The organism is Natrinema sp. CGMCC1.2065, assembly GCF_051225675.1.
Classification (GTDB): domain Archaea; phylum Halobacteriota; class Halobacteria; order Halobacteriales; family Natrialbaceae; genus Natrinema; species Natrinema thermotolerans.
Genome location: NZ_JBPJSJ010000003.1, coordinates 185,060 through 209,997, shown reverse-complemented (window position 1 = coordinate 209,997; position 24,938 = coordinate 185,060). Strand labels below are relative to the sequence as shown.

The window sequence follows — 24,938 nt, the reverse complement described above, 5'->3', positions numbered from 1 at the left end:
GCCCTGCTGCTCGTTCCCGCTCTCGCCGCAGCGGCCGTCGGCTGGCGACTCGAGTTCGACGAGACCGCCGGGAGCGCGGCCCGCAACGCGGCTGCCCCCGATGGCGACCGCGAGCAGCCGCGCAGTCTGGCGGCGTTCGTCGCCAGTTCGCGGCGGCTGTTTACCGTCGGCTTCGCGCTGGTTTTCGCGACGGGGATCCTCTACGGCGTCTACTACCGCGCGGCGTTTACGTTCCTGCCGGAGGTCCTCGCCGATCTGTCGCTGTTCGACCCGGTGGCGCTTGGCGGCCGCTCGTTCGAACCGAGCCAGTACGTCTACTCCGGGCTCTTGCTCGTGGGCGGCGTCGGTCAGTACGTCGGGGGCAAACTCGTCGACCGCGCGCGACTCGAGACGGTGTTGCTGGGCGGCTACGCGGCCCTCGCCGCCGTCGCGCTCGCGTTCGTCCCGTCGACGAATGCGGGGCTCGCGCCGCTGCTGGTCGTCGGGGGAACCCTCGGCTTTCTCACCTTCATGATCGCCCCGATCAATCAGGAGGCGATCTCGGCGTACACACCGGCCGACGCGCGGGGACTTTCCTTTGGCTACTCGTATACGGCGATCTTCGGCGTCGGTGCGGTCGGCTCGTCGCTGGCCGGACTCGTACTGACGCGATCGACGCCGACCGTGCTGTTCGTCGTCGTCGCTGCCTGTGCCGCGGTCGCCGCCCTCATCGGCGGGACGCTCCGCCGTCGCTCCGGTCGGCGGTCCCCCGACGGCGTGACGGCGGACGACTGAGACGGATTACTGTCACTGTTTCCCGGTGTACCCGCAGGACGATCGCGGGGACACCGGTACTGACTGACAGGAAACCGTATGAGTCCGCCGCGACGGCGGTGTGAAACCCGTTCCGGCCCGAGAGTTATCACGGGGGCCGTGGTACCGGCGGCCATGTCTCGAGACGACACCCTCGCCGGGGTCGACTCACGGTTCGTCGAAACGGAGCGATTGGGGACCCACTATCTCGAGTCGGGGGAGCCCGACCGGGCCGGGGACGCGGGCGAGGCGGTCGTGTTCCTCCACGGAAACGTGTCGTCCTCCCGTTTCTTCGAGGACGTGATGGCGGCCCTCCCCGGCCGCCACCGGGCGATCGCACCCGACCTCCGGGGGTACGGCGACTCGGAGCCGAAACCGGTCGACGCGACGAACGGGCTCGGCGACTTCGAGCGGGACCTGGACGCCCTGCTCGGCGATCTCGACCTCGCGGAGCCGGTCGTCCTCGTGGGCTGGTCCAACGGCGGCGGGGTCGCGATGCGGTACGCGATCGACCACCCCGAGGCGGTCGCGGCCCTCGTCCTCGTCAACCCGCTGTCGCCGTACGGCTTCGGCGGGACGAAAGACCTCGAGGGAACGCCGTGTTTCGACGACTACGCCGGCTCCGGCGGCGGGATCGGCAACGATGCCTTCGTCGCCGGGCTGGCGGATCGCGACCGTGGCGTCGAGGGCCAGACCTCGCCGCGGAAGGTCCTGCGAACCTACTACGTCGATCCGACCCACGAGTTCGACGCCGAGCGCGAGGAGTCGTATCTGACCGGGATGCTCGATACCGCGACCGGCGATGGGAACTACCCCGGCTCGTCGAACCCCAGCGACAACTGGCCCGGCATCGCCCCCGGCGAAACCGGGGTGAACAACGCCATCTCGCCCAAGTACTGCGACCTCGAGGGAATCACTGAGATCGAGGCCGATGCCAAGCCGCCCGTGCTGTGGATTCGCGGCGACTCCGATCAGATCGTCTCGAACGCCTCGCTGTTCGATCTAGGGACGCTCGGCCGGATGGGGGAGCTCCCCGACTGGCCCGGTGAGGACGTCTTCCCGCCCCAGCCGATGGTCGACCAGACCCGTGCCGTCTGCGAGCGCTACGCCGACCGCGGCGGCGAGTTCGAGGAGATCGTCTTCGGCAACACCGGCCACGCTCCCCATCTCGAGGTACCGGGGGACTTCGGCGATCGGCTCGAGTCAGTGCTTCGGGGCTGAGATCGTGGCTGCGGTGTGACGGGTCAGGACTCCGAGTTCCGCTTCGAAATCGCGTCGGCATCGGCCGCCGCTTCCTCCCGTTCGTCGGTCGCGCCCTCGCTGCGCATCGTCCGCAACGTCGAGAGGCCGCGCTTGCGGGTGACGCCCTTCGAGATCCTGACGCCGTCGAAGGTCCCCTCCCAGCGGTCGTCGCTCGCGCCGAGGTGGTCCATGTAGTACGCGAACGCCCCGAGCCACAGCAAGACGGCCGTCAGTACGAGGAAGGCAAGCGCCGAGACGAGCGCCGACGGGTCGACGACGCCGACCGGAATCCCGGCGACAGCGTAGACGAACGCGGCGATTACCATGAGGACGGTGATCGTCGCGAACATGTCGTTGACGGCGGTCACCCGGGCGTTGTACTCGATCCACCGGCCGTAGCTGCGCAGCAGTCGCACCTCGAACCGGTCGGCGTCGGCGGCCGGATCGGCCCGTGCCGTCGCGAGTGCGGCCTCGACCGCGTCGCCGTCGATCCCGCCCCGGAGGTTCGAGGCGGTGTAGGTCACGCCCGCGAGTCCTGTCGAAATCAACAGCAGGAGTGCACTGGCGATCGTGAAGGCGTTGACGAACGGCGCGATATCGATCGTCGTCTGGACGACGATCGAACCGCCGGTGACGACGAGCCCGACCAACAGGAGGTTCGCCTTGAGGATCTCGATCGCCTTCTCGTCGATCTCCTGGACGCGTGCGACCTGATAGTCGAACGTCGACCGGAGTTCCTCACGGGCCAACTCGAGGGTCTCCCGATCGAGGGCGTCCCGCTCGCCGGCCGCCGACTCCTCGGCGTCGCGCCCGTCGTCCGTGGCCGCCGGACCGCTCATGGGCCATCCTTACCCGCACCGACCGTAAATCCCCCGGCGTCCGTCCCCGGTCGTCGCAGTCAGGCGATATCGAGGGAATCCCTGTCGGCACCGGCCAGTTCCTCGAGCGCGTCTGCCTCGAGCAAGTGACACTCGCCGGGGACGACGAGCAGATGCAGCGGGTCGCCGAACTCACGGTCCGCGAGCTCGGTCATGGTCCCGGCCTCGACGAGCGGGTCGGGGCTACCTGCGCGGGCCACGACGACCCCGACCAGGTCGGGATACGCCGCGGCGAGCAACTCGGCGCCGACGTCGGCGGTCATGTACTCGTCCTCGTCGGTCCGCTCGTGGCCGATCTTGTCGTCAGAACGCGACGCGTTCTGACTGCTGGTTGGACCTCGTCCAACCTTGATATCAAGGTAAACGACCGTATGAAGCCCGGCAGCCCGATTCGCGTCGATCGTTTCGGTCACGCTCGCGGGGAGGCCGTCGGCACCGTGGGCGTAGGGAAACGGCAGCGTCGTCGCCTTCCCGAAGCGATAGTTCTGGAGGCCGGTCAGCGCGCTGGTGGCCGTCTGAGCCGTGACGCCGTGGATCACCCGCGTTTCGATCCCGCGGTCGTGGGCCCGCAGGCGCAGGTCGACGTGGGTCGTCGAGATCATCGTGTCGCCCGCGGTCAGGAAGGCCACGTCCTCGGCCGCCGCTGCCTCGAGCATGTCCTCGGGGTGTTGTTCGACGCCCGCTCGGTCACGGACTTCGATCTCGATGTCGTGGTGGGACTCGAGGTCCTCGATCGTCGTCCCGATCAGTTCGCTGGTGTAGAACTCGGCGTAAACGCGGTCGGCCGCCCGGAGCGCCTCCCGGCCCTCGACGGTGATCGATCGCTCGTCGTAGAGCCCGAGGCCGATGAAGGTGAGCATGCGGGGTCGTAGTCGTAGCTCGCGGAATACGTTTTCGAGACGACGACTGCCCGTCGCGGGCCGGTACGAACCGGTCAGAACCCGATGTGGGAGGTCGACGCCGGGCCGTCGTCCTCGTCTTCGTCTTCGATTTCGCCCTCGTGGGCGAAGCTGAAGTCGTCGTCGGTCAGATAGACGACACCGTCCTCGACGGTGACGTCGACGGCGGGCAAGGTCGTGTCGGCCGCCTCGCCGTTGTCGCAGTAGCCCGAGCAGCTGTCGAACATCGAACCGTGTTTCGGACAGATGAGTTGGCCGTCACGCATCGCCACACCGCGCCCCGTGTCGAGCCGCTGTGCCTCGTGCGTACAGCGATTGATCCATGCCTCGACCCCCTCTTCACAGGGGACCAGAATCGCTTCGTCGGGTTCGCCGTACTGATCGCGGATCGTAAACAGCCACGACCGGTTCTCGTGGACCGTCTCCACGGTCGTGAGTCGCGTCCCGTCCATTTCGAGGAACGTTCGTGCGGCGAGCGGAAAACGTTCCCGACGACCACACTGTTCTATATATCCGTAATTGATTTACAGTACTCTCCCGCCGATCGTCGGCGAAAACGTCAGCGTTACGGCGACCGGCCGGCCAGTTCGGGTATGGAAGTCCCGTGCGTTCGCGTCGCCCGCGAGGAGGGGGAAGCGGTGCGGTCGGCGCTGGCCGACGCGGACCTGATCGACGACGACTACGAGATCGCCGTCGAGGACGGTCGCCTCTACATTCCAGTCGCCGATCCCGACGCCGCGGACGAACTGCTCGCGGGCGGCGAGATCGTCTCTCGGACGGTCAGCGAGCGCGACCAGCAGACGACGCCCGCGGACCTGCTCGCGTTCGACCCCACCTACGAACGGCTCGGCAGGGCCGCGCTCATCGACGAGGACGATCCCGAGCGCGCGCGAGCGATCGCCGACGCCGTTCTCGAGTCGGATCTCCCCGTCGAGACGGTGCTGAACAAGGCCTCGAAGGTCAAGGGAGAGACGCGGGTCCGGGACTGGGAACTGCTCGCGGGCGAGAACACCGAGGTCGTCCACCGCGAGTACGGCTGTGAGTTCCTGCTTGATCTCGCCCAAGTCTACTTCTCGCCGCGGCTCGCGACCGAGCGCCACCGCGTGGCAAAACAGGTGAGCAGCGACGAACGAGCCTTCGACATGTTCGCCGGCGTCGGCCCCTTCGTGATCCCGTTTGCCAAACGCGGCGCGACGTGTGTCGGCGTCGATCTCAACCCCGACGCGATCGAGTATCTCCGCGAGAACGCCGCCCGCAACGGCGTCGAAGAGCGGGTGACCGCCATCAACGAGGACGTTCGTGAGGTCGCGACGGAGTACGCGGACTGGGCCGACCGACTCGTGATGAACCTTCCCCACAGCGCCGACGCGCTCCTCGAGGCAGCCGTCACCCTCGCGGGCGACGACTGTACCCTCCACTACTACGACATCCAGCACGAGGACGACCCGTTCGGGCCCGGCGAGCAGGCGGTCCGCGCGGCCGCCGAACCCGAGTACAACGTCACCGTCGAGACCCGCCACACCGTCCGCTCGTATGCCCCCCACGAGCTGAACGTCTGTCTGGACGTGCGCCTCGAGCGGTGACTCGAGTAACGGGCTCGAGGGCGTAACTCCCTCCCATGACCGGATCGATTCGCAACCCTTATGATCGGTATCGGTCCTATAATCGAGTGCGCGCCGGAGTAGCTCAGACTGGCAGAGCGAATCCTTCGTAAGGATTAGGTCGAGGGTTCAAATCCCTCCTCCGGCTCTTTCTGCGACGAACGTCACGCCCGGAGCGACCCGCTGACCGACGACGCGGCTATCTGTAGGGAGCGGGCGACTCCGCAGCGACCAGGCGCGACTCGAACTCCGCCACTGAACACACCTCGAGGTCTCCCTTGCGTTCTTTCTCGTGAACGTAGTCGACGATCGCCCCGAAGTCGTCGACGTGGTACTCGGCGTCGGCGAGGTCCCCCATCGAGTGAAAGAGCAGCGTGAGGACACCGTCGTGACGGATCGTCAGATCGAGCAGCCGCCTGGCTTCGGCCGGGTCGGGGTCGCCGCGCCGCGGGGCCAGCAGCCGGTTGGGGACCCGGCCGGTCGCCGGCCACCCCGCGGCGAACCCGAGCCGATGGTACTCGTCGACGAGTTCGAGCGTGGTGGCGTCGTAGTCGCTGTACGGATAGGCGAAGTACTCGGCACCACCCTCGAACCCGTGGTCGACGAGCCACTCCTTACCCCTGCGGATACGCGCTTCTTGGATCGCCGGCTCGAGACTCGAAAGTGAGTCGTGGCTATCGGCGTGGCTCCCGACCGTCCACCCGCTGGCTTGTAACTCGGCGAGTTGGTCGAGATCGAGCGCGTCGCGTCCCCCGATGGCGTCCGGATTGACGAACGTCGTCGCGGGGTAGCCATGTGACTCGAGGATCGGTGCCGCTTGGGTGTAGTCGGTGACGCTACCGTCGTCGAACTGGAAGAGGACGACGGGAGTGTCGGGGCGAGGCGTCCGCGCGAGATGGTCACACCAGAGCGACAGCGACTCGCCACCGCCCGTATAGGTGAGGATCCGGAGTTCGCTGACGGCCGAGCGATCGCAGCCCCCGTCGTGATCGATCCCGAAGGGATACGACTGGAACGGCACTCCCGCACGAACCGGTGCGCGGAGGTCGAGCCGGTTGCCGTCGGTATCGAACAGCTGAATCCGAGGGTAGATGGCTGCGGTGGCACGGAGCGCCAGCGAGAGCCCGTCGCCGGTCAGATCGACCGGCTCCGCGAACGACCTGCGGATCGCGCCGCGCCTGTCCCGCGGTCGGACATCGATCCGCGCGGCCTGTGTCCCGCTGTAGTAGGTCGCGTCGTCAGCGGTCAGCGTTCCGCCGTCGCTGGTCCACGGCGACAGGTCCTCGAAGTCCTCGAGCGGGGACGGATCGACGGCGTCGGACGCCGCGTCCTCGGCGGGGTCGTCGTCCGGGTCGACGTCGCTCGGTCCGTTTCCGTCCGGTTCGATTCCCGTCGAGTCGTTGCGCGGGGCACTCGTCGACTCACGCGAGAGACACCCCGCGACGCAACTGCCGAGTCCGGCGATCAGGAGATTACGGCGGCGCATTACCGTCTCAAGCGGGCCGGCGGGTATTCGTTAAGAGCAGTGAATATCATCGTAACGGGATCCTACCGACGGATTACGTGCTGGCTGTGGTCGGTGACCGGGAGGTCAGGTAGCGGCCCGCCGGTGGATCTGCGCCCCACTGCCGACCGCGGATAAACCAATTACAGCGATATCAAATCGATGATGGTGGGACCGAGACGGTCCGAACCCGCCACTGGAGAACGGGGCGGCTCGAGGACGGTGTTTACCGCGACCGACGGCTCGAGTGGGGAAATATCAGTTCTGAGCGGTCGCGAATGCGCGAGGATCAGTAGAACGCGGACAGCGCGAGACAGAGGGCGAACGCGAGGACGGGGTAGTCGAGGCGGGAAAAGGCGAGGGGCGGCAGCGTGGGGTTCCACGCGAAACACCGTGCGCGGAGCGCGAGCGAGAGGCGGTCGGCCCGGTCGAAGGCCCGCGTCAGTCCGAGCATCCCGACCGTGCTGATCCGGTCGATCGTGCCGCGTTCGGTCCCCAGCCGGGCGGCCATCGCTTCGCGGATCGTCCGGAGATCGCCCTGTAGGACGGGGAGAAACCGAAAGACGAGCGCGATCCCGATCCCGAGCAGCTGCCCGGGTTTGCCGGGAATCGTCCGCTGGATCGCCGCCCGGGAGTCCCGGACCGGCGTCGACCGGACGTACGCCGCACTGACCAGCAGGATGAGGAGGACCCGATAACTCGCCAGCCCCGACGTGAGGGCGTCCGCGCGGTCGAACCAGGGGGAGCCGATCGTGACGCCAGCCAGCACCGGCGCGATCGCGAGGACCACGAGCGCGTACCGGTAGGCGGCGACGGTCCGGCGGAGCGAGACACGCGCCGCGGCCAGTACGACGACGGTCACCGCCGACAGCGCCAGCAACGCTCGAGGCGTCGGATGGGCCAGTGCAGTCGCCGCGAACCCGATCTGGACCGCCAGCTTGCTCCGGGGGTCGAGCCGGTGGGCCAGCGTCTCGTCCGGTTCGTAGGTCAGCATCGGCAGCCCCCGAACGCGCGTGGTGGGAGTAACAGTTCGGTCATCGTGATCACCGGTCTGGAACGCGGACCTCGAGGCCAGCGAGGTCCTCGAGCGCGTCGTCGGGCGAGCCGTCGATGGCCACCTGTCCGTCCCGCATCGCGATCACCCGGTCGGCCAATGTCAGTATGTCCCGCAAGTCGTGAGTCGCGAGCAAGACCCCGGTGCCGTCGGCCGACAGCGCCGCGAGTCGCTCGAGGACCGAGCGGCGCGCGGGTTCGTCGAGGCCGGTGAAGGGTTCGTCGAGGACGAGGTGGGAAGGGTCCATCGCGAGCGCGCCCGCGATGGCGACCCGGGACTGCTCGCCACCCGAGAGGGCGTCGATCCGGTCGTCTTCCCGGCCGGCCATGTTGACCGCCTCGAGGGCGGCGTCGACGCGGCGATCGATCTCGGCTCGCTCGAGGCCGAGGTTTTCGGGGCCGAAAGCGACGTCCGCACCGACGGTCGCCGAGACGAACTGGTCGCGGGGGTGTTGGAAGACCATCCCGACGCTCGAGCGCGCGGCGATCAGGTCGTCGGAAACGGGCGTGCCGTCGACCAGTACCTCGCCGCTGTCGGGCGTCAAGAGGCCGTTGCAGTGACGCAACAGGGTCGTCTTCCCGCTGCCGTTTGCTCCCGCCAGCAGGCCGAACTCGCCGTCCTCGATCGTCAGCGAGACGTCCTCGAGGACCGAAACGTCCTCGAACGCGTACGAGACAGACCGAAACTCGATCATCGGCTCACCCTCCGGACGGTCACGTCGGATCGATGCGACCGGCCTTGACGATCGCGATCGCGGCGACGATCTTCAGCAGGTCGCCCGGGACGAACGGGACGACCGCGAGCTGGAGCGCTTCGATCGTACCCAGTTCCAGCACGTACCCGAGCCACGCGGTCCCGAGGCCGTAGATGACGATCAGCGCCGCGAGCAACACCGCGGCGATGACCGGCGTCGAGGTGTCGGCGGGGTCCGCGAGGTCGTCGGTGCCGTGAACCGCGAGCCCGATCAGTATCACGGCGAGGGGGTAGGCCCAGAGATAGCCACCGGTCTCACCGATCAGGACGCCGATCCCGGCGGTCCCGTTCGCGAACACCGGGATCCCGATCGCGCCGGCGGTCAGGTAGAGCCCGATCGAGACCGTCCCCCAGTACGGGCCGAGATACAGCCCCATCAGGTAGACCACGAGGACCCCCAGCGATATCGGGACCGGCGACAACGGGATCGGGATCGATCCCACCACGGCCGCGGCCCCCATCAGTGCCGCGAGGACGGCCGCCCGTGCGAACGAGCGGACGGCGTCGTCGTCGACTAACTCGACCGAATTCCGTTCCGTTGCCATACCCCCGCTCTCTCGTAAACCCGGATCAATACTTCGGTTTCCGAAACCTCCAGTAAGGCCGGTGACAGAACGGCTCGAGCGGCGGTTCGAGCCGGGACGGCCCGGCCGAAACAGGGCGCTTCGTTCCAGTTCGCGTGACGGTCCCGGACACCGCTCAAGGTGGGAGAAAGCGGTGAGAGAGGCTACCTACGGTGGGTTCTCGCGGACCGGAAAGCGGTAATCCCTAATTGTGCCGCCGTGCTAACCGAAACGACCGGCCGTGCTTATGGCTCGCTTCGACCCCGTGATGTGGGATGGGAGTCCGTACTGCGAGCGCCGAGCGGGGCCGTAACGGGTGGTGGGCAACCGAACGCATCGCTGACGGGACGGCGGCGGTGACTGTGGCGTCGGCGACCGGCGGGGGCAACCGATGAGCCGCCGCCGGATCGCCGCGGTCGTGGTGATCGCCGCCGCGATGATCGCCAGCGTCGTCGCCGTGCCGCTGCTCGGGGGGCTCGGGGGGATCGGCGGGGCCGACGCGGGAGCGGAGACGGACGCTGCGTCGCCACCCGGTCCCGAGGCACAGGCACAGTTTCAGAACGAGAGCGGGAATGACGCGGCGGGCGGAAACGGGTTCGATCCGATACGGCTGGAGTCGCCCGAGACCGAGGGGACGGAAACCGACGCGGACGCCGGCGGGACGAACGCGGCGGCGGCACAGAGCGACCGCGAGAATGCCGTCGAAGAGGGCGTCAGCGAGGGGATCGCGCTCGTCCAGTCCCAGGGAGTCGAGGTGACCCAGGCACAGCGAGCGGCGGCGCTCGAGGGTGCGCGCCAGTCGGTGTCGCAGTCTCAGACCGTCGAGGCCGAGCAGGTGCAGGCGGCGACGGCGGGGGCCGTTCACGGAACGTTGATACAGCAACAGTCGGTCAACGTCACGCAGGTCCAGTACGCGGTCGGCGGCGCGACCGGCGGGGCGCTCACGCAGTCCCAGTCGGCCAACGCGACCCAGCTTCAGAGCGCGAGCTGGGGGGCCGCACACGGCGCGATCGCCCAGAGTCAGTACGTCAGCGTCGAGCAATTGCAGGTTGCCACCAGGGGCGCGGCCGCCGGGGCCGCCAGCGAGGCGGGCGCGAAAGACGTCGGCGCGGTCCCGAGGATTCAGGAGGCCGCACAGGGGGCCGCCTACGGTGTCCTGACGCAGTATCAGTCGATCTCGGTCGAGCAGCGCCAGCGAGTGACCCTCGACCACGTCCAGCACGCCGCGGCCGGCGCTGCCGCCGGCGCGCTCGAGGGGAGTACGACCGCCGCCCTCGAGCAGCGCCAGCGAATCGATCTGCGACAGGAGCAGCGGACGGAGACGAGACAGGGCCAGCGCGTCGACGCCGAGCAGCGCCAGCGGGTGACGATCAAGCAGATACAGAAGGCCGCAGCGGGGGCGGCGAAAGGCGCACTCGTCCAGAAACAACGGGTGTCGGTCGAGGGAACGCAGGCCGCGGCCCGGGGCGCGGGTCGGGGATCGCTGACGCAGGTGCAGTCGATCCGGATCGAGCAGGTCCAGCGGATCTCGATCACGCAGGTACAGGAGGCCTCCTTCGGTGCCGCGAAAGGCGCGATCTCGGGGAGTCAGGACGCGACCGTCGAGCAGGTGCAGGCGGCCGCGGACGGGAGCGCCGGCGGGGTCTTAGTCCAGCGACAGTCGGTGTCGGTCACACAGATCCAGGCCGCGGCCGTCGGGGCCGCGGAGGGTGCGGTAACGGCAGCCGTGCAGCGACAGTCGGTGACGGTCGAGGGGGTCCAGGCCGCCGCGTTCGGTGCTGGTCAGGGTGCAGTGAGCCAGACGCAACTCGTCGACGTGACGCAGGTCCAGCGGCTCGCGTACGGCAGTGCCAGCGGGGCCCTCGTTCAGGCACAGGACGCGTCGGTCACGCAGGTCCAGGTGGCTGCCAGCAGTGCCGCGACGGAGACCGCTCGAGCCGTCCAGTCCCAGCGGATCAGTATTACGCAACTCCAGACGATAACGCAAGAGGCCGCGGCCGACGCGACCGCCTACGCCGTCTCGGAGGATACCGCCGACGTCACGGTGATCAGCCAGCACGTCGAGATAGAGGTCGAGCAGCGCATCGAGACGGTCGACCGGATCGAGGGCACCGCGTCGATCGACTTCCCCGATCAGGAGAGCGACGGGGACGCGGTCACCGTCGACGACGTCTCGCTCTCGGAGGGCGGATTCGTCGCCGTCTACGATGGCGTCGCCGTCGACACCGATCCCGACGCGATCGTCGGCGTCTCGAGCTACCTCGAGGCCGGTGATCACGAGAACGTGACCGTCGACCTCGAGGAGTCGCTGAACGAGAGCGGCCCGCTTGTCGCGGTCGTCCACCACGACACCGACGGCGACGAGGCGTTCGGCTACGTCGAGTCCGACGGCGAGGACGACGTGCCGTACGTCACCGCGGGCGGCGCGCCGGTCCTCGACGGTGCGTTCGTGACCGTTGCCGACGAGCCCGCCGAACCCGAGGCGACGCTGTCGGTCGACGATCAGGAGGGCAACGGGACGACGCTGACAATCGACGAGGCGAACGCCTCCGTTCCCTACGTCCTGACTGCGGCGTACGACAACGAAACCGTCGGGAGCGAGCCGTTCGCGGCCGGTGAGAACGTGACGAACCACACGCTCGAGCTGGAGCCGCCCCTCGAGGAGAACGCCAGCGTCGCGGTAGCGATCGTCGGCGAGGACGGCGCGACGCTCGCGAACGAGACGATCGAGTACACCGTCGCGAACGGCACCACCGAGCCCGAAGCGACGCTGTCGGTCGACGACCAGGAAGGCGAAGGCGAGTCCCTCGAGATCGACGCGGCGAGCGCGACGGTACCGTACGTCCTGACGGCCGAGTACGACGGGGAGCGGGTCGATAGCGAACCGTTCGAGGCCAACGAGACGATCGCGGAGACGGCGATCGATCTCGAGCCGCCCCTCGAGGACAACGCGAGCGTCGACGTCTCCGTTCGAGCGGCCGCGGACGACGCGATCCTGGCGAACGACACGATCGAGTACGCGGTCGTCGAGCCCGAGCCCGGCGAGCCGACGGCGAACCTCTCGGTGGCCGACCAGACCGGCGACGGGGAGACGCTGACGATCACCTCGGCCAACGCCTCCGTCGAGTACGCGCTGACCGTCGCCGACGAGAACGGAAGTCGGCTCGCGGAGACCGAGCGCTTCGCGGCCAACGAGACGATCGGCCCGCGGGAAATCGCCCTCGAGCCGCCCCTCGAGGAGAACGCGACGCTCGAGGTGTCTGTCGTCGCGGCCGAGGACGGCACGCCGATCGAGACTGACGAGGTGGCCTACACCGTCGACGGGGCGGTCCCCGACTTCGGCGTCGAGTTCACGAACTGTTCGCGGGCGGTCGTCGAGGCCGAACTCGAGGCGGGCGAGAGCGTCGCGGCGAGTACGGGCTTTTACACCTCCGGTGGCTTCGGCAACACCATCATTGAGGACTTCGTCACCGCCGGCGAGAACGTCGAGGCCCCCTTCGACGGGACGATCGTCTTCGAGATCGGCGACGAACGGAACGTCACGACCGACGGCGACGAGGTGACCGTCGAGGTTCCCGACTACGGTACCTTCGGGACCTACATCTCCGGGATCAGTTCGCCCGAGGCGGCCCCGTTCGCGTCGATCGATCACCCGAACCCCGACCTCGAGGCCTGTAACGACGAGGCCCGGCCCGAACTCCCGTCGTTGTCGGTCGAGGAGACCGAGCCCACGGCGGATGGGGACGCGATCGACGTGACGTTCGGCTACGAGAACCCCAACGACGCGGCGGTCGCGGCGAACAGCGAGTTCGTCGAGGGGACGACTACCGACGAGCCCCCGAGCGGGTTCGAACCCGGCGAACACGAGTTCACCGTCGAGTGGACGCCAGAGAGCGACGCCGAGCGCCTCGTCTGGCGGGCCGATTTCACGAACCACGGCTACGAGGAACCGGTGACCGTCGCGACGCCGCCCGCCGGCGAGATCGGGGCGTCCGAGCCCGCCGCGTTCGCCGTCTCGATCGCGTCGGTAACCAGTCCGGTCGAGCAGGGACAGGAGATCACAGTCGAAAGCGAGATCGAGAACGTCGGCGGCGAGGCGGGCACGCAAGAGGTCGCGCTCGCGATCGACGGGACCGTCGTCGACACCGAATCGGTCTCGCTCTCGCCGGGCGAGAGCCAGTCGGTCGCGTTCGACACCGAAACCGGGGCGCTCGAGCCCGGCGAGTACACGCTCGCGGTGGCAAGCGACGACGAGACCGACGAGACGACCGTGATCGTCGAGGCGAGCGACGAGCCGGCGACTCTCGCGGTGACCGACCTCTCAGCGCCCGAGAGCGCCGAGCCCGGCCAGCAGGTGACGGTGACTGCAACCGTCGAGAATCAGGGGGATCTCGAGGGGACGGACACGGTGACCTACAGCGTCGACGGGCAGCCGGTCGCCGAGGCGACCGTGACGCTCGCTGGCGGCCAGTCGGCCGAAATTCCGTTCACGTCGTCGGTACCCGAGGGCACGTCGACGCATACGGTCGCGACCGACGACGACGAGGCGTCGGTGGTGATCGAGGCGGCCGCGCCGGCGACGACGGACACGGACGGCGGGACGGAGGCCGGTGACGATGTGGGGACTACCGCTGCTGGTGGGACCGACGGCGGAGCGGCACCCGGTCAGGGGACCGAACCGTCGTCCGAAGAGTCCGGACCGCCGAGTGAGACGGGGGCGGCGGAAGTGCCGGAGGCGGCCGAGGAGCCGAGATCCGAGACGAACGGACCGTCAGCTAACGGACCGGCCCTCGGCGGCGAGGGGACTGGAGACGCCGGAAACGAGACTGCCGGATAGACCCCGATCGCGTCGTTCTCGAGGGCGTTTCGACCGCTACGCGGTGAGCTATCGAGAGAACAGTGCCGGTGCCGCGAGTGCCGTCAGTGCTGGTGGCCGGTCGCTTCGCCGAACGTGACGCCGAACCGCTCCTCGAAGAGGTCCATTACGCGTTCCTCCTGTGCCTCGAGTTCCGGATCGGCGTCCTCGCCGTGATGGACGATGTGGTGAGCGCGGCTGGCGAAGGACAGCAGCATGACGTCGCCGACCGTCTCGACGTCGGTCTGGTCTCCCTCGGCGACGAGGTCGACGAGTCCCGACGGAATCGTCACGTCGTCGGTCGCGCCGTCTTCGGAACTGATCGAGAAGGTCGTCGTCTCGACTTCGTCTGTCATACTTCTACGGTCGGGAACCGCACCTAAAGGTGCTGTGGCTTGCAGCGAATGCACCGCCACTGCGGCCTCCGGTGACAGCCGGTCCCCCGTGGTGTTTTTGCCGATCGGCGGCGAACGACCGGGTATGCCATCCGTCGAACTCGAGGCGGAGACGATCGAACGGCTGGATGAGCTACGCGTCGACGACGAGTCCTACGACGAACTGGTCACCGAGTTGATCAACATCTACGAAACCAGCGAGTACACGATGTTTCACGCCGGTGACTGATACGGTTTCCTGTCAGTCGGTACCGGTGTCCCCGCAGGACGGTCGCGGGGACACCGGTAACCAGCGACAGTAATCCGTATGAGCGTCCCACCGGTGTCCGCATTGTCGGCTCAGCGACCGTCGGCGACGCTCTCCCGAACCGACTCCCAACGACCCTTCGACTCGAGGTGTGACTGGAGTTCGTCCGCGTACTCCTGGGTAAGCCGCTCGGCCGCTTTCCGCTGCTCGGCCTCGGCGGAGCCGTCGTCCCCGCCCATACCGAGCGCGCCCATGATCGAGTCGACGATCCCACCGCCCGACGAGTCCGATCCGCCGGGTCCGCCAGGTCCGCCGGTCATCGCACCCATGCCGGCCTGCACGTTCTCGAGTTCGGGGATGACGCCGTCGAGTTTGTCGGTGTCGGCGACGATCCGCGCTCGGTCGGGCTCGTCTGGGTGTTCGATCTCGAACTCCGTGGCGGTCATGATCAGGCTCCACTGCTGGTTGGAGAACTGCGACTCCTCGATCCGCGCCGAAAACTCCTGATCGACGGTCATCCGCTCGCCGACGATCCGGTCCGTCCACGGGTTGTCGCTCATGCCTCTCGGTTGGCGCGGCCGCTGTATCAGCGTTTCCCTCCCTCTCGCCCGCGAACGGCAGGACCGGTCGGTCGCGAACCCGTCAGTTCGACGGATGGTCGTTCCTGTCAGAAAAACACTCATATAGTGGTCTGTTGTATGGCACCATATAGCATAATGTATGACTGCATCCTCGTCCCGACCGACGGCTCCCGGGAGGTCGAACGGGCCCTCGAGTACGCGTTCGACCTCGCACAACTGCACAACGCGACGATCCGTGCGCTCTACGTCGTGAACGCCGCCGGCTACGGCGGGCTGCCGATGGAAACCGCACTCGAGGGCGTCAGCGACGCGCTTCGGGGCGAGGGACGGGCGGCGGTCGATCGGGTCGCGGAACTCGCGCCGGACGACGTCACCGTCGAAACCGAGGTTCGGGAGGGGTCACCGAGCCAGGTCATCGTCGACGAGGCCGGACCCGAGGCCTGCGATCTGATCGTGATGGGGACACACGGCCGCGGGGGAATCGACCGGCTGCTGCTCGGTAGCGTCACCGAACGGGTCGTCAGGCGTGCCTCGGTGCCGGTCCTGACAGTACAGGTCGATCCCGACGATCTCGAGGATCGGCCCGAGGAGCCGCGACTTACCGCCGAGTAACGCCATTTGCTGACCTGTTCGACGAGGAAAGCAGTCGACGGATCACAGCGTCCGTTCAGCGCCGTGACAGCCCTGTGGCCTATTCGTCGCTCTGAAGCGCCTCGGGGAGGAACGGCTGCACGTCCCCGTGAACGAACTCGATATAATCGTCGCTCAGCCGCCGGCAGAACAATCGGAACTCGCTGTCCGAGCGGATGGTATCGAGTTTCGGCTGTCCGGAACCGGGATCATAGTAGGCGGGAACGAACACGACCGTCTCGCTCTCCGGATCTTTCTCGACGATAAGCAGGTAGAACATGCTACTGTCCGCCGCGCGAAACACGTCCACGTCGACGAACGAACAGTTCTCGGTTAGCGATTCAAGATTCTCGTACTCGGGCCCTGGAAGGAGGACGTCGAGTCCCGTCCGCTTCTCGGAGTCCACGAGTACGGCGTCTCCGGGATGGAGTTCGAGGGCCGTCCAACCGCGGTCACGGTACTCGTCAGCGATCGCTGCCATCTCCTCGATGACTGACTGCCAACCGGACTGAGCTTGCACGTTGTTCGAGGTGTCGCTTGCCGGGTTGTCGCTCATGTCTGCACCGCGTGTACCATCGGAGATAAACGTTGTCCAAGTCCCACAAGCTATTTCTTCACTGCCTCGAGAAGTGCTGTCAATGTCCGATCTTTTATCGCTCTCCGGGCTCCGGACGCAGTTCGATACCAAACGCGGTGCGGTCAAGGCCGTCGATGGCGTCGATCTCACCGTCGAGGAAGGTGAAACCGTCGGTCTCGTCGGTGAGTCCGGCTCTGGGAAGAGCGTAACCGCACTCTCAGCAATGGACCTCGTAGACGACCCCGGCGACGTCGTGGCCGGACGCGTGTCCCTGCGGAGCGCGGCACTTGCCACGGATCTCGCAGCCGAGTTCGACGATGCCGTCGTCCCGTACCCCTTCGAACTCGTGGACGCAGTCCGAGAACTCGTCGCGGACCTTCGATCCGGCCAGGGAGGCGACTTGGCCGGACCGGAACTTCGCGGCATCGCCACCGATCTCGCTGCTCACGACGATCCATCGGACCTCGCACCAGCCCTCCAAACCGCTGCCGACCGACTGGATGACGGGACGGCGCAGTCCGTCATCGCGGACGACCTCGAAGACACCCTTGAGGATGCCGACAACGGGTTCGTCTACGTCGACGGAGCAGCACGTGAGCAGTTGGAGAGTGGCGTCGACGCCGACGAAATCGCGGTTGAGGACGGCGTCATCGACCTAACGGATGCGCCTGAGGAGGCGATGCGAAAGGTCCGCGGTAGCGAGATGGGGATGATCTTCCAAGACCCGATGACGTCCCTAAATCCCGCGGTTACCGTCGGCGAACAGGTCGCGGAGTCGCTCCGACTCCATCAGTACGGCGAACGGAAGCGGGACACGTGGCTGAACGCCGTCCGAGAGATTCTCCCATCGATCAGAGAGAACGAACACGACGAGGAGGTTATGGAGGATGTTGTCGAAATCCTCACCGAGGTCGGCATTCCGGAGGCGACTACGCGCCTTGAGGAATACCCCCACGAGTTCTCCGGCGGAATGCGCCAGCGCGTCCTCATCGCAATCGCACTCGCATGTCGGCCGAGTCTCCTCATCGCTGACGAGCCGACGACCGCCCTCGACGTGACCATTCAGGCTCAAATTCTCGACCTCATCGACGACCTTCAAGAGGAGTTCGGGATGTCGGTACTGATGATTACCCACGACCTCGGCGTCGTCGCGGAGACCTGCGACCGGGTCGCAGTAATGTACGCCGGCGAAATCGTCGAGGAGGGTCCCGTCGAGGAGATCTTTTCCGATCCGAGCCACCCGTATACGTACACGCTGCTCGAGTCTATCCCGACGGAGGAGAAAGACCGCTTGACACCTATCGAAGGCAACGTCCCTGACCTCATCGACATGCCCGATGGATGTCACTTTGCCGATCGATGCCCGTGGGCCCAGCCCGAGTGTCGCGAGGGCGAAATTCCGTTCCGCCAGCACGGTCCCGATGACGTCGATCATCGGGCAAAATGTCTCTTCAATTCCTTCGACAAGGACGAGTACGGCAACGACGGCGTCGCGTCCGCAACCGACCACGAAATCGGTGAGCCACTCGTCGAACTCCGCAAGATGCGGAAATACTATCAGCAGGAAGACGGAATTCTCGACCGGTTCATCGACGAGCAACCGAGCGTGAAAGCCGTCGACGGCGTGAGTTTCGATATTCACGAGGGCGAGACCCTCGGACTGGTCGGCGAATCGGGCTGTGGCAAGTCGACGGCGGGTCGCGCCATTCTCCATCTCAACCGGCCGACGGACGGAACGGTAGTGTTTGCCGGCGATAATCTCGGAGACCTCTCGAAGTCGGAGTTGCGGGAGAGGCGCAAGGACATGCAGATGGTGTTTCAGGACCCGATGTCGAGTCTCGATCCGCGAATGACCGTCGGAAAGACCATTATGGAGCCGCTGAAGATCCACGGCCTCCCCGAGACCGATCCCGACGTGGTGACACGCGCGGACGTTTCGACGGCCGGTATCTCGCCGGACGCAGTCTCCGTTGACGTCGCGGACAACGTGGACGCGTTACTCGGGAGTACCGATGGAGAAACCGTCGTCCCCGTGACCGTCACCGTGGCTGACGGCGATGTCACCGTAGATGTCGAGGGCGCGCTCGGCGTGACGACGGACGTGACGCGCGACAACGGCCGAATCACGAGCGTACACGTCGACATTTCTGCAGGCGACTCGAAGCGCGTACTCCGCCGTCGCCGCGTCATGCAACTCCTCGAGGAAGTCGGTCTCGACGCGGGTCAATATGGTCGCTATCCTCACGAACTCTCCGGTGGGCAGCGCCAGCGCGTCGGTATCGCTCGTGCCCTCGCAGTTGATCCGGACTTCATCGTCGCTGACGAGCCGGTGTCGGCGCTTGACGTCTCCGTGCAGGCACAGATCATTAACCTGCTCGAGGACCTGCAAGACGAGTTCGGGCTGACGTACCTGTTCATCGCCCACGACCTCTCTGTTGTCCGGCATATATCGGACCGCGTGGCCGTGATGTACCTCGGCGAGATCGTCGAAGTTGCGGACACCGACGAGCTATTCGCGGAACCGAAACACCCCTACACGAACGCCTTGCTGTCGGCGATCCCCGAGCCGGATCCGCTAACAGCCACCGACGACCGGACCATCCTGAAAGGCGACGTGCCGTCCCCTATCGATCCGCCATCCGGCTGTCACTTCCGGACGCGGTGCCCGTCGATCATCCCGCCCGAGGATCTCGACATCCAACAGGAGCGCTACCGAGAAGTCATGTTCTACCGACAGCGAGTCGAAGCCCGTGACATCGACCTCGAGGCGGCCAAAGAGAGAACACCCGAGGAGACGCCATCGCCGCGTGCGGTTACGGACGGTGGCAACGACTTCGCCGCCGCGCTTGATGCACAGTTCTTCGACGGGCCCCTATCGGGTCGCGCTCGCGAGGCAGTCGACGAGTCCTACCGCCATCTCGCTGACGGCGACTGGGAGGCCGCCGAAGCCGCCCTCGCGGACACGTTCGAGAGCGTCTGCGAACGAACTGACCCCACACTCGCCGACGGTGCCCATCCGGCTGCCTGTCATCTCTTCAACCCCAGCGAGTAAGCGACTCGGCCTTCGTCGCCAGACTGATTGGAACGGTGGGCGGGCATACTGATCGAACAGATTCGCGGCCGTTCCCACCACAATACTATATTTTTATAGCGATAACTGCTCAGCTTATCTCGATACAAACCTACGGGGAGTTGTAAATCGTTTTCGCCCAATTTTGTCCGGTACCATTATATACATGGCACCAAGTTGTGGTGCTATGTCAGGCCATAACGATGCGGTATCCAGACGTGGTTTCCTGAAGTCGGCCGGAAGCGCGACTGTCGTCGCAACTGCAGCGAGTTCCATGTCAGGCTGTCTCGGTGGGAACAGCGGGAGCAGCGGGACGCTCCGGTACGGACGCAGTTCGCATTCGGACACCCTTGACCCCCAGAACACGACCAGCGGCGAAGTCTCGAAGGTCACGAACCAGATTTACGACGGCCTTATCGACTTCGAGCCCGGCGAGGCAGCCATCACGGAGAGTCTCGCAACCGACTGGACGATGGAGGGCGAAGACGTCACGATCGAACTGCGCGAGGACGCGCAGTTCGACGACGGCTCTGACTTCACCGCCGACGACTTCGTCGCAACCTACCGGCGATTCGTCGACGAAGAATACGAGCACTACTTCGAGGATGCGTCCGCATACGGACCGTTCACGCTTGGGAACTGGATCGACTCCGTTGAGACCGACGGAGACTATACGCTGAACATTACGCTCACGCAGCCGTACGCACCGTTCCTGCGTAACCTTGCGATGTTCGCCGCCGTCGTCCTCCCGCAGGACGGAATCGAGGGAGATTTCGACTTCAAAACGGACGCCAACGGTACTGGTCCGTTCCAACTCGAGGAACTCGACGACTCGAACGGTCGTATTCTACTGACCCCCAACGACAATTACTGGGGCGATGCCCCGAACGTGGAGGAACTCCTGTTCATCGAGCGCGGCCAGAACTCCACGCGGACGCAAGCCCTCGTCGAAGGCGAACTCGAGATCATCGACAACCTCGGACCCAACAACATCGGAACAGTCGAAAGTTCCGATGCCGCCGAAGTCCAGTCTGGGCAGGGGATCAACGTCGGCTACATGTCGCTCAACCAGTCCCGCATGGAGGAATTCCGCGACCCGGATGTCCGGCGGGCAATCAGTTACGCCATCGATACCGAATCCATCGTCAACGAAGTATACTCGGGCATCGCCGAACAGGCCGACCAGCCGTGTCCGCCGGCGCTGTTCGGACACAACGACGATCTCAGCCCGTACGCCTACGACCCTGACGAGGCACAGTCATTGTTGGACGAGACCGAGTACAGTGACGGGTTCTCGTTCAACTTGACGACTTTCCAGAACGCTCGTGGGTACAATCCGGCACCGCTTCCGACGGCGGAGACTATCCGAACGAACCTCAGCGAGATCGGCATCGACGTCACGATCGACGAGCGACAGTTCTCGGACTACCTTACCTACACCTCCGAAGGGAAACACGACGCGTCCCTCGCTGGCTGGTATACGGACAACGCCGACCCTGACAACTTCTACTACGTCCTGCTTCATCCCCAGGTTGAGTCCCCCGACGGACAGGACTGGGTCGACTGGGGTACCGAGGGCTACAACACGTCTAACCGGTCCGCGTGGGCGAACCAGGAGTTCATGGACCTCGTTGAGGAAGCCCAGCAGACGGCAGACCAAGACGGGCGTGCCGAACTCTACCACGAGGCGGCCCAGATCGCCCACGACGAGGCTCCGTGGGTCTTCATCGACTACGCCGACGAGATCCGCGGTGTCCGCAATAACGTCAGCAATTACGAGGTTTCGGCCATCGGTGGGCCGCACCTCCACCTGGTCGAACTCGAGTAACACGGCCAGTTGACGAGAGCTTTTTAAACTTATAAACATATCTCAGAATAATGGTCTCAAAGCGGTTCGTTGCCAAACGTCTGCTGTTGCTCGGTCCGGTGCTGTTCGGGGTAGCAACGGTAGTCTTCGCCATCCTCCAACTCTCGCCAGGTGATCCCGCGGTCGCAATCGCGGGCGAACGCGCGAGTCAGGAGTACATCAACCAGGTTCGAACTGATCTTGGACTCGATGATCCTCTGTGGCAGCAGTACGTCCGGTTCCTCCGAGACACTGCGACGCTCGAGTTCGGAGAGTCCTACAAGATCCGGCGCGGCGCCGACGTAAGCGAAATCCTCGCCGATCGGCTTCCGATTACCATCGAACTCGCCATACTCGGTCAGATCGCGGGCCTTCTGTTCGGGCTTCCCCTTGGCATCCTGAGCGCCGTCAAGAAAGATACGTTGACCGATCACTTCTCGCGGATCGGCGCACTTACGGGCATCAGTGTCCCGATCTACTGGAGCGGTCCGCTCCTCATCCTGCTGTTTGCACAGTTCCTGGGTATCCTCCCGACGAGCGGCCGTATCGGATCGACACACTTCATCGACTCGACAACCGGATTCATCCTCATCGATACACTACTGGCCGGAGATCTGGCAGCATTTCAGTCCGCAGTTCGCCATCTGCTCATGCCGGTTCTCGTCCTCGGCGTCTACTCGATGGCGTTTATCTCCCGGATGATGCGGTCATCGATGCTGGAAGTCGTTCGTCAGGACTACATGCGGACGGCCCGCGCGAAAGGACAGGGCGCGAAGACGACGATCATGAAACATGGTCTCCGGAACGCGTTTATCCCTGTCATCACTATCATCGGGATCCAGTTCGGATCGATGCTCGGCGGCTCCGTCCTGACCGAGACGGTGTTCGAAATCAACGGTATTGGGACGTTGCTCGTGGACGCGATCAACAAGAGCGACTATCCAGTGGTACAGGCGACCGTTCTCGTGTTCGCGTTCATGTACACGATAGTGAACCTTTTCGTCGACATCACGTATTCCATCCTCGACCCACGAATTGACCAATGAGTACTGAAACCCAATCACCAGACATCGAGCGCAGTACCATCGAGCGTATCCGCGCCAGCCCGTTCCTCACGGAACTCCTGTCGAACCGCCTTGCCGTTATCGGCCTCACAATCATTGGCGCGATGTTCGCCGTCGCCATCTACGCGCGGTTCGCGTACGACCTCGGTGCGATCGTCAACACACAGTTCGGGACGAATCCGACGAAGGCAGCGCCCAGCAGCGGGTTCTGGTTCGGGACGGACGGACAAGCTCGCGACATCTTCCCGCGCGTGCTGTACGGCGCGTGGTACGCACTGAAATTCGGGACTGCGACTGTCCTCGCGTCCACGTTCCTCGGCATCACTGCCGGCATCATCGCAGCGTATTACGGCGACCTCACGGACAACATAATCATGCGGACGATGGACGTGCTTCTATCGTTTCCGTCGCTGTTGCTTGCCCTGGCACTCGTCACCATCTTCCCCGAGTCGCTGGGGCTGTGGCGTGCTGTTGCCGCGCTCACGCTCGTGTACACGCCGCGATTCGCCCGCGTCGTCCGCGGCGCAGCGCTGAAAGTCCTCGAGGACGAGTACATCGAGGCGACGCGCGCACTCGGCGCGACCGATCCACGGCTGCTGATTCGTCACGTCCTGCCGAACTGTCTGGCTCCGATCACCGTTCAGTCGACGTTGAACTACGGTCTGGCAATTATCGATATCGCGGCGCTGTCGTTTCTCGGCTTCGGCGCCAAACCTGGCGACCCCTCGTGGGGAATGATGCTCTCGGAGGGCGTCACACGGGGCCTGTTCTCGGGCGCGTGGTGGTGGTCGTTCTTCCCTGGTCTGTTCCTCGCACTCACCGTACTCGGGTTCAACCTCCTCGGTGACGGAATGCGAGACGCCCTGGATCCACGCATGCGTGATGCCGTCGACTGATCCCGGCGTCCCCGTCTCGGGGGGCTACGTCGAGCGGACTCGCCGGCTCGTGACCGCAGCCGCTCGCTGGGTGACGATCGGGGCCGCACTCGGGACAACGATCTCTCTCGGGCTACTGGTTGTCCTGTCGCCACGAACAGCGACCGACACGGCGTTCGCGTTCGGTACGCTACTACTCGGATTCGGCGTCACCGCGTGGTCGACGGCAGTCGGTCTCGGGCGAACCATCGAAGGGATGAGAGACCGACTCGATGTGAGTTCCGGATGGACAGAGGCCGGCGCTCGCGAGGCGTTTTTTGTGATGTCGTGGACGGGAGCAGGGTGGGTGGTCGCCGCGGCTGGCTGTTCGATACTGCTCGGCGTGTGATCCGCCCACACTGGTCGCTTACGGCGTTGCTGTTGGTGCCAAGCAGACGTGAGTGTTCACGCCGAGCGGCTCTGGTCTCTGTCAGTGATCACGAGTTTCGGTCCGATCCATGACAGTCGAACCGATTACTGTTCAGACGGGACGGAGGTGTTCGCAGTCGCCCGCCGACACCGTCACCCGCCCGTCGTCGGTTTCGACTACGAGCGCGCCCGACTCGGTCACGTCGACCGCCTCCCCGACGATCTCGCCCGCGGGGCGGTCGACCCGCACCCGCTGGCCGAGCGTCAACGCCAGTTCGCGCCACGCGGGAACGACCCTCTCGAGGTCGTTGCGGTGGTCGTCGAAGGACTCGAGCAGGCGCTGGACGAACCGCCGGCGGTCGACGTCACCCGCCTCCTCACGGATGCTGGTCGCGCCCTCGGGCAGCGCGTCGGCGTCGATGTTCGCGTTGATGCCGGGCCCGACAATGACCCACTCGACGCGGTCGGTCTCGCCTTCCATCTCCGTGAGAATCCCCGAAAGCTTCCGGTAGTCGCCGTCGTCGCCGACCGGGACGACCACGTCGTTGGGCCACTTGATTCGAGCATCGACGCCCGCCTCGCGGGCCGCTCGCGCCGTCGCGACCGAGATCGCGAGCGTGTACAGCGGGGCCTGCGCGGCCGCGATATCGGGCCGGGTGACGACGCTCAGCCAGACGCCGCCCGGCGGCGCCGTCCACTCGCGCTCGAGGCGGCCGCGGCCGCCGGTCTGTTCGTCTGCGAGGACGACCACGTCGGTCGCGCCCTCGCCCGCGAGTTCACGCGCCCGGTCGTTGGTACTCCCGACGGAGTCGTGATATTCGACCGAAAACGGGGCCTCGAGCCCGAACTCGACTGCGGGTGCGTTGTACGCCTCGATCTCGCCGAGATCGTAGCCGTTCGGCCCGCTCTCGATCTCGAAGTCCGCCTCGCGCAGCGCCTCGATGTGCTTCCAGACGGCCGCCCGCGAGACGTCGAGGGCGTCGGCCAGTTCCGGTCCCGAAACCGGGCCGTCGGCAAGCGCCTCGAGGACCGCGCGTCGCGTGTCGTTCATACCCTCGAAAGGGGGGCGCGATCACTTCAATCGGCTGGATCGCCGGCCGTGTG

The 24,938-nt window shown here is 65.8% G+C and carries 22 protein-coding genes and 1 tRNA gene; 12 read left to right on the top strand and 11 right to left on the bottom strand.

Going from position 1 to position 24,938, the window contains the following annotated elements; all coding sequences use genetic code 11:
• Positions 1–774, top strand: a 774-nt coding sequence (locus ACSBP4_RS06065) for an MFS transporter (RefSeq protein ID WP_435551648.1), incomplete at its 5' end; no start/stop codon positions are given.
• A 153-nt stretch (positions 775–927) separates the two neighbouring features.
• Positions 928–2,013 carry an alpha/beta hydrolase gene (locus ACSBP4_RS06060; protein WP_435551647.1) on the top strand — a complete coding sequence of 362 codons (1,086 nt, stop codon included), beginning with the start codon at positions 928–930 and terminating at the stop codon, positions 2,011–2,013.
• 23 nt (positions 2,014–2,036) lie between these two features.
• On the opposite strand, the gene ACSBP4_RS06055 is transcribed toward ACSBP4_RS06060, so the two are convergent.
• The 3 genes from ACSBP4_RS06055 to ACSBP4_RS06045 all read right to left on the bottom strand — a co-directional run bounded on the left by ACSBP4_RS06055 (position 2,037) and on the right by ACSBP4_RS06045 (position 4,263).
• Positions 2,037–2,873: a hypothetical protein gene (locus ACSBP4_RS06055; RefSeq protein ID WP_435551646.1), complete on the bottom strand. Its 837-nt coding sequence runs from the start codon at positions 2,871–2,873 to the stop codon at positions 2,037–2,039.
• A 59-nt stretch (positions 2,874–2,932) separates the two neighbouring features.
• Positions 2,933–3,772: a diphthine synthase gene (gene dph5 / locus ACSBP4_RS06050; protein ID WP_435551645.1), complete on the bottom strand. Its 840-nt coding sequence runs from the start codon at positions 3,770–3,772 to the stop codon at positions 2,933–2,935.
• A 74-nt stretch (positions 3,773–3,846) separates the two neighbouring features.
• Entirely contained in the window at positions 3,847–4,263 is a 417-nt protein-coding gene (locus ACSBP4_RS06045) for a Rieske (2Fe-2S) protein (protein WP_435551644.1), read from the bottom strand.
• Between the two features lie 141 nt (positions 4,264–4,404).
• On the opposite strand from ACSBP4_RS06045, the gene ACSBP4_RS06040 reads away from it, so the two are divergent.
• Complete coding sequence (locus ACSBP4_RS06040) at positions 4,405–5,394, top strand: class I SAM-dependent methyltransferase (RefSeq protein WP_435551643.1); 990 nt, start codon at positions 4,405–4,407, stop codon at positions 5,392–5,394.
• A 92-nt stretch (positions 5,395–5,486) separates the two neighbouring features.
• A tRNA-Thr gene (locus ACSBP4_RS06035) sits at positions 5,487–5,560 on the top strand.
• Between the two features lie 51 nt (positions 5,561–5,611).
• On the opposite strand, the gene ACSBP4_RS06030 is transcribed toward ACSBP4_RS06035, so the two are convergent.
• The 4 genes from ACSBP4_RS06030 to ACSBP4_RS06015 form a co-directional block, all read right to left on the bottom strand.
• Positions 5,612–6,898, bottom strand: coding sequence for a polysaccharide deacetylase family protein (locus tag ACSBP4_RS06030; RefSeq protein ID WP_435551642.1), 1,287 nt, complete (start codon positions 6,896–6,898; stop codon positions 5,612–5,614).
• A gap of 307 nt (positions 6,899–7,205) precedes the next feature.
• Positions 7,206–7,910, bottom strand: a complete 705-nt coding sequence (locus ACSBP4_RS06025) for an energy-coupling factor transporter transmembrane component T family protein (protein WP_435551641.1) — start codon at positions 7,908–7,910, stop codon at positions 7,206–7,208.
• Positions 7,911–7,959: 49 nt separating this feature from the next.
• A complete protein-coding gene (locus ACSBP4_RS06020; protein ID WP_435551640.1) occupies positions 7,960–8,664 on the bottom strand; it encodes an energy-coupling factor ABC transporter ATP-binding protein in 705 nt (234 codons plus the stop codon).
• 19 nt (positions 8,665–8,683) lie between these two features.
• Positions 8,684–9,268: a biotin transporter BioY gene (locus ACSBP4_RS06015; protein ID WP_435551639.1), complete on the bottom strand. Its 585-nt coding sequence runs from the start codon at positions 9,266–9,268 to the stop codon at positions 8,684–8,686.
• A gap of 409 nt (positions 9,269–9,677) precedes the next feature.
• On the opposite strand from ACSBP4_RS06015, the gene ACSBP4_RS06010 reads away from it, so the two are divergent.
• Positions 9,678–14,123, top strand: coding sequence for a DUF7282 domain-containing protein (locus ACSBP4_RS06010; protein ID WP_435551638.1), 4,446 nt, complete (start codon positions 9,678–9,680; stop codon positions 14,121–14,123).
• Positions 14,124–14,206: 83 nt separating this feature from the next.
• On the opposite strand, the gene ACSBP4_RS06005 is transcribed toward ACSBP4_RS06010, so the two are convergent.
• Positions 14,207–14,497, bottom strand: a complete 291-nt coding sequence (locus ACSBP4_RS06005) for a DUF7545 family protein (protein ID WP_006179924.1) — start codon at positions 14,495–14,497, stop codon at positions 14,207–14,209.
• A gap of 124 nt (positions 14,498–14,621) precedes the next feature.
• Between ACSBP4_RS06005 and ACSBP4_RS06000 the strand changes: the two genes are divergently transcribed.
• Entirely contained in the window at positions 14,622–14,765 is a 144-nt protein-coding gene (locus tag ACSBP4_RS06000; RefSeq protein WP_006179925.1) for a DUF7557 family protein, read from the top strand.
• A gap of 110 nt (positions 14,766–14,875) precedes the next feature.
• Here ACSBP4_RS06000 and ACSBP4_RS05995 read toward each other — a convergent pair whose 3' ends face one another.
• Positions 14,876–15,343 carry a DUF5799 family protein gene (locus ACSBP4_RS05995; RefSeq protein ID WP_435551637.1) on the bottom strand — a complete coding sequence of 156 codons (468 nt, stop codon included), beginning with the start codon at positions 15,341–15,343 and terminating at the stop codon, positions 14,876–14,878.
• A gap of 156 nt (positions 15,344–15,499) precedes the next feature.
• Here ACSBP4_RS05995 and ACSBP4_RS05990 point away from each other — a divergent pair, with 156 nt between their 5' ends.
• Positions 15,500–15,976: a universal stress protein gene (locus ACSBP4_RS05990; RefSeq protein WP_006649685.1), complete on the top strand. Its 477-nt coding sequence runs from the start codon at positions 15,500–15,502 to the stop codon at positions 15,974–15,976.
• Positions 15,977–16,055: 79 nt separating this feature from the next.
• Here ACSBP4_RS05990 and ACSBP4_RS05985 read toward each other — a convergent pair whose 3' ends face one another.
• Positions 16,056–16,550 (bottom strand): DUF7529 family protein, encoded by a 495-nt coding sequence (locus ACSBP4_RS05985; protein ID WP_049966123.1) that lies wholly within the window; start codon positions 16,548–16,550, stop codon positions 16,056–16,058.
• An 82-nt stretch (positions 16,551–16,632) separates the two neighbouring features.
• Between ACSBP4_RS05985 and ACSBP4_RS05980 the strand changes: the two genes are divergently transcribed.
• From ACSBP4_RS05980 to ACSBP4_RS05960, 5 genes are all read left to right on the top strand, one after another.
• The gene (locus ACSBP4_RS05980) at positions 16,633–19,623 is read left to right on the top strand and encodes a dipeptide ABC transporter ATP-binding protein (protein ID WP_435551636.1); all 2,991 of its coding nucleotides are present in this window, start codon (positions 16,633–16,635) and stop codon (positions 19,621–19,623) included.
• 205 nt (positions 19,624–19,828) lie between these two features.
• On the top strand, positions 19,829–21,469 hold the full coding sequence (locus ACSBP4_RS05975; protein WP_435551635.1) for an ABC transporter substrate-binding protein: 1,641 nt from the start codon (positions 19,829–19,831) through the stop codon (positions 21,467–21,469).
• A 50-nt stretch (positions 21,470–21,519) separates the two neighbouring features.
• Positions 21,520–22,533: an ABC transporter permease gene (locus ACSBP4_RS05970; RefSeq protein WP_049966120.1), complete on the top strand. Its 1,014-nt coding sequence runs from the start codon at positions 21,520–21,522 to the stop codon at positions 22,531–22,533.
• Positions 22,530–23,447 (top strand): ABC transporter permease, encoded by a 918-nt coding sequence (locus ACSBP4_RS05965; RefSeq protein WP_049966119.1) that lies wholly within the window; start codon positions 22,530–22,532, stop codon positions 23,445–23,447. The genes ACSBP4_RS05970 and ACSBP4_RS05965 overlap by 4 nt, the downstream gene beginning before the upstream one ends.
• Positions 23,434–23,814 (top strand): DUF7268 family protein, encoded by a 381-nt coding sequence (locus ACSBP4_RS05960; RefSeq protein WP_049966118.1) that lies wholly within the window; start codon positions 23,434–23,436, stop codon positions 23,812–23,814. Before ACSBP4_RS05965 ends, ACSBP4_RS05960 begins: the two co-directional genes overlap by 14 nt.
• A 132-nt stretch (positions 23,815–23,946) precedes the next feature.
• On the opposite strand, the gene ACSBP4_RS05955 is transcribed toward ACSBP4_RS05960, so the two are convergent.
• Positions 23,947–24,885 carry a biotin--[acetyl-CoA-carboxylase] ligase gene (locus tag ACSBP4_RS05955; protein WP_006649686.1) on the bottom strand — a complete coding sequence of 313 codons (939 nt, stop codon included), beginning with the start codon at positions 24,883–24,885 and terminating at the stop codon, positions 23,947–23,949.
• Between the last annotated feature and the right edge of the window lie 53 nt (positions 24,886–24,938).

Coding starts and splice junctions, on each gene's coding strand:
- ACSBP4_RS06060 (WP_435551647.1), top strand. CDS start 928: ATGTCTCGAGACGACACCCTCGCCGGGGTCGACTCACGGTTCGTCGAA.
- ACSBP4_RS06055 (WP_435551646.1), bottom strand. CDS start 2,873: ATGAGCGGTCCGGCGGCCACGGACGACGGGCGCGACGCCGAGGAGTCG.
- dph5 (WP_435551645.1), bottom strand. CDS start 3,772: ATGCTCACCTTCATCGGCCTCGGGCTCTACGACGAGCGATCGATCACC.
- ACSBP4_RS06045 (WP_435551644.1), bottom strand. CDS start 4,263: ATGGACGGGACGCGACTCACGACCGTGGAGACGGTCCACGAGAACCGG.
- ACSBP4_RS06040 (WP_435551643.1), top strand. CDS start 4,405: ATGGAAGTCCCGTGCGTTCGCGTCGCCCGCGAGGAGGGGGAAGCGGTG.
- ACSBP4_RS06030 (WP_435551642.1), bottom strand. CDS start 6,898: ATGCGCCGCCGTAATCTCCTGATCGCCGGACTCGGCAGTTGCGTCGCG.
- ACSBP4_RS06025 (WP_435551641.1), bottom strand. CDS start 7,910: ATGCTGACCTACGAACCGGACGAGACGCTGGCCCACCGGCTCGACCCC.
- ACSBP4_RS06020 (WP_435551640.1), bottom strand. CDS start 8,664: ATGATCGAGTTTCGGTCTGTCTCGTACGCGTTCGAGGACGTTTCGGTC.
- ACSBP4_RS06015 (WP_435551639.1), bottom strand. CDS start 9,268: ATGGCAACGGAACGGAATTCGGTCGAGTTAGTCGACGACGACGCCGTC.
- ACSBP4_RS06010 (WP_435551638.1), top strand. CDS start 9,678: ATGAGCCGCCGCCGGATCGCCGCGGTCGTGGTGATCGCCGCCGCGATG.
- ACSBP4_RS06005 (WP_006179924.1), bottom strand. CDS start 14,497: ATGACAGACGAAGTCGAGACGACGACCTTCTCGATCAGTTCCGAAGAC.
- ACSBP4_RS06000 (WP_006179925.1), top strand. CDS start 14,622: ATGCCATCCGTCGAACTCGAGGCGGAGACGATCGAACGGCTGGATGAG.
- ACSBP4_RS05995 (WP_435551637.1), bottom strand. CDS start 15,343: ATGAGCGACAACCCGTGGACGGACCGGATCGTCGGCGAGCGGATGACC.
- ACSBP4_RS05990 (WP_006649685.1), top strand. CDS start 15,500: ATGTATGACTGCATCCTCGTCCCGACCGACGGCTCCCGGGAGGTCGAA.
- ACSBP4_RS05985 (WP_049966123.1), bottom strand. CDS start 16,550: ATGAGCGACAACCCGGCAAGCGACACCTCGAACAACGTGCAAGCTCAG.
- ACSBP4_RS05980 (WP_435551636.1), top strand. CDS start 16,633: ATGTCCGATCTTTTATCGCTCTCCGGGCTCCGGACGCAGTTCGATACC.
- ACSBP4_RS05975 (WP_435551635.1), top strand. CDS start 19,829: ATGTCAGGCCATAACGATGCGGTATCCAGACGTGGTTTCCTGAAGTCG.
- ACSBP4_RS05970 (WP_049966120.1), top strand. CDS start 21,520: ATGGTCTCAAAGCGGTTCGTTGCCAAACGTCTGCTGTTGCTCGGTCCG.
- ACSBP4_RS05965 (WP_049966119.1), top strand. CDS start 22,530: ATGAGTACTGAAACCCAATCACCAGACATCGAGCGCAGTACCATCGAG.
- ACSBP4_RS05960 (WP_049966118.1), top strand. CDS start 23,434: ATGCCGTCGACTGATCCCGGCGTCCCCGTCTCGGGGGGCTACGTCGAG.
- ACSBP4_RS05955 (WP_006649686.1), bottom strand. CDS start 24,885: ATGAACGACACGCGACGCGCGGTCCTCGAGGCGCTTGCCGACGGCCCG.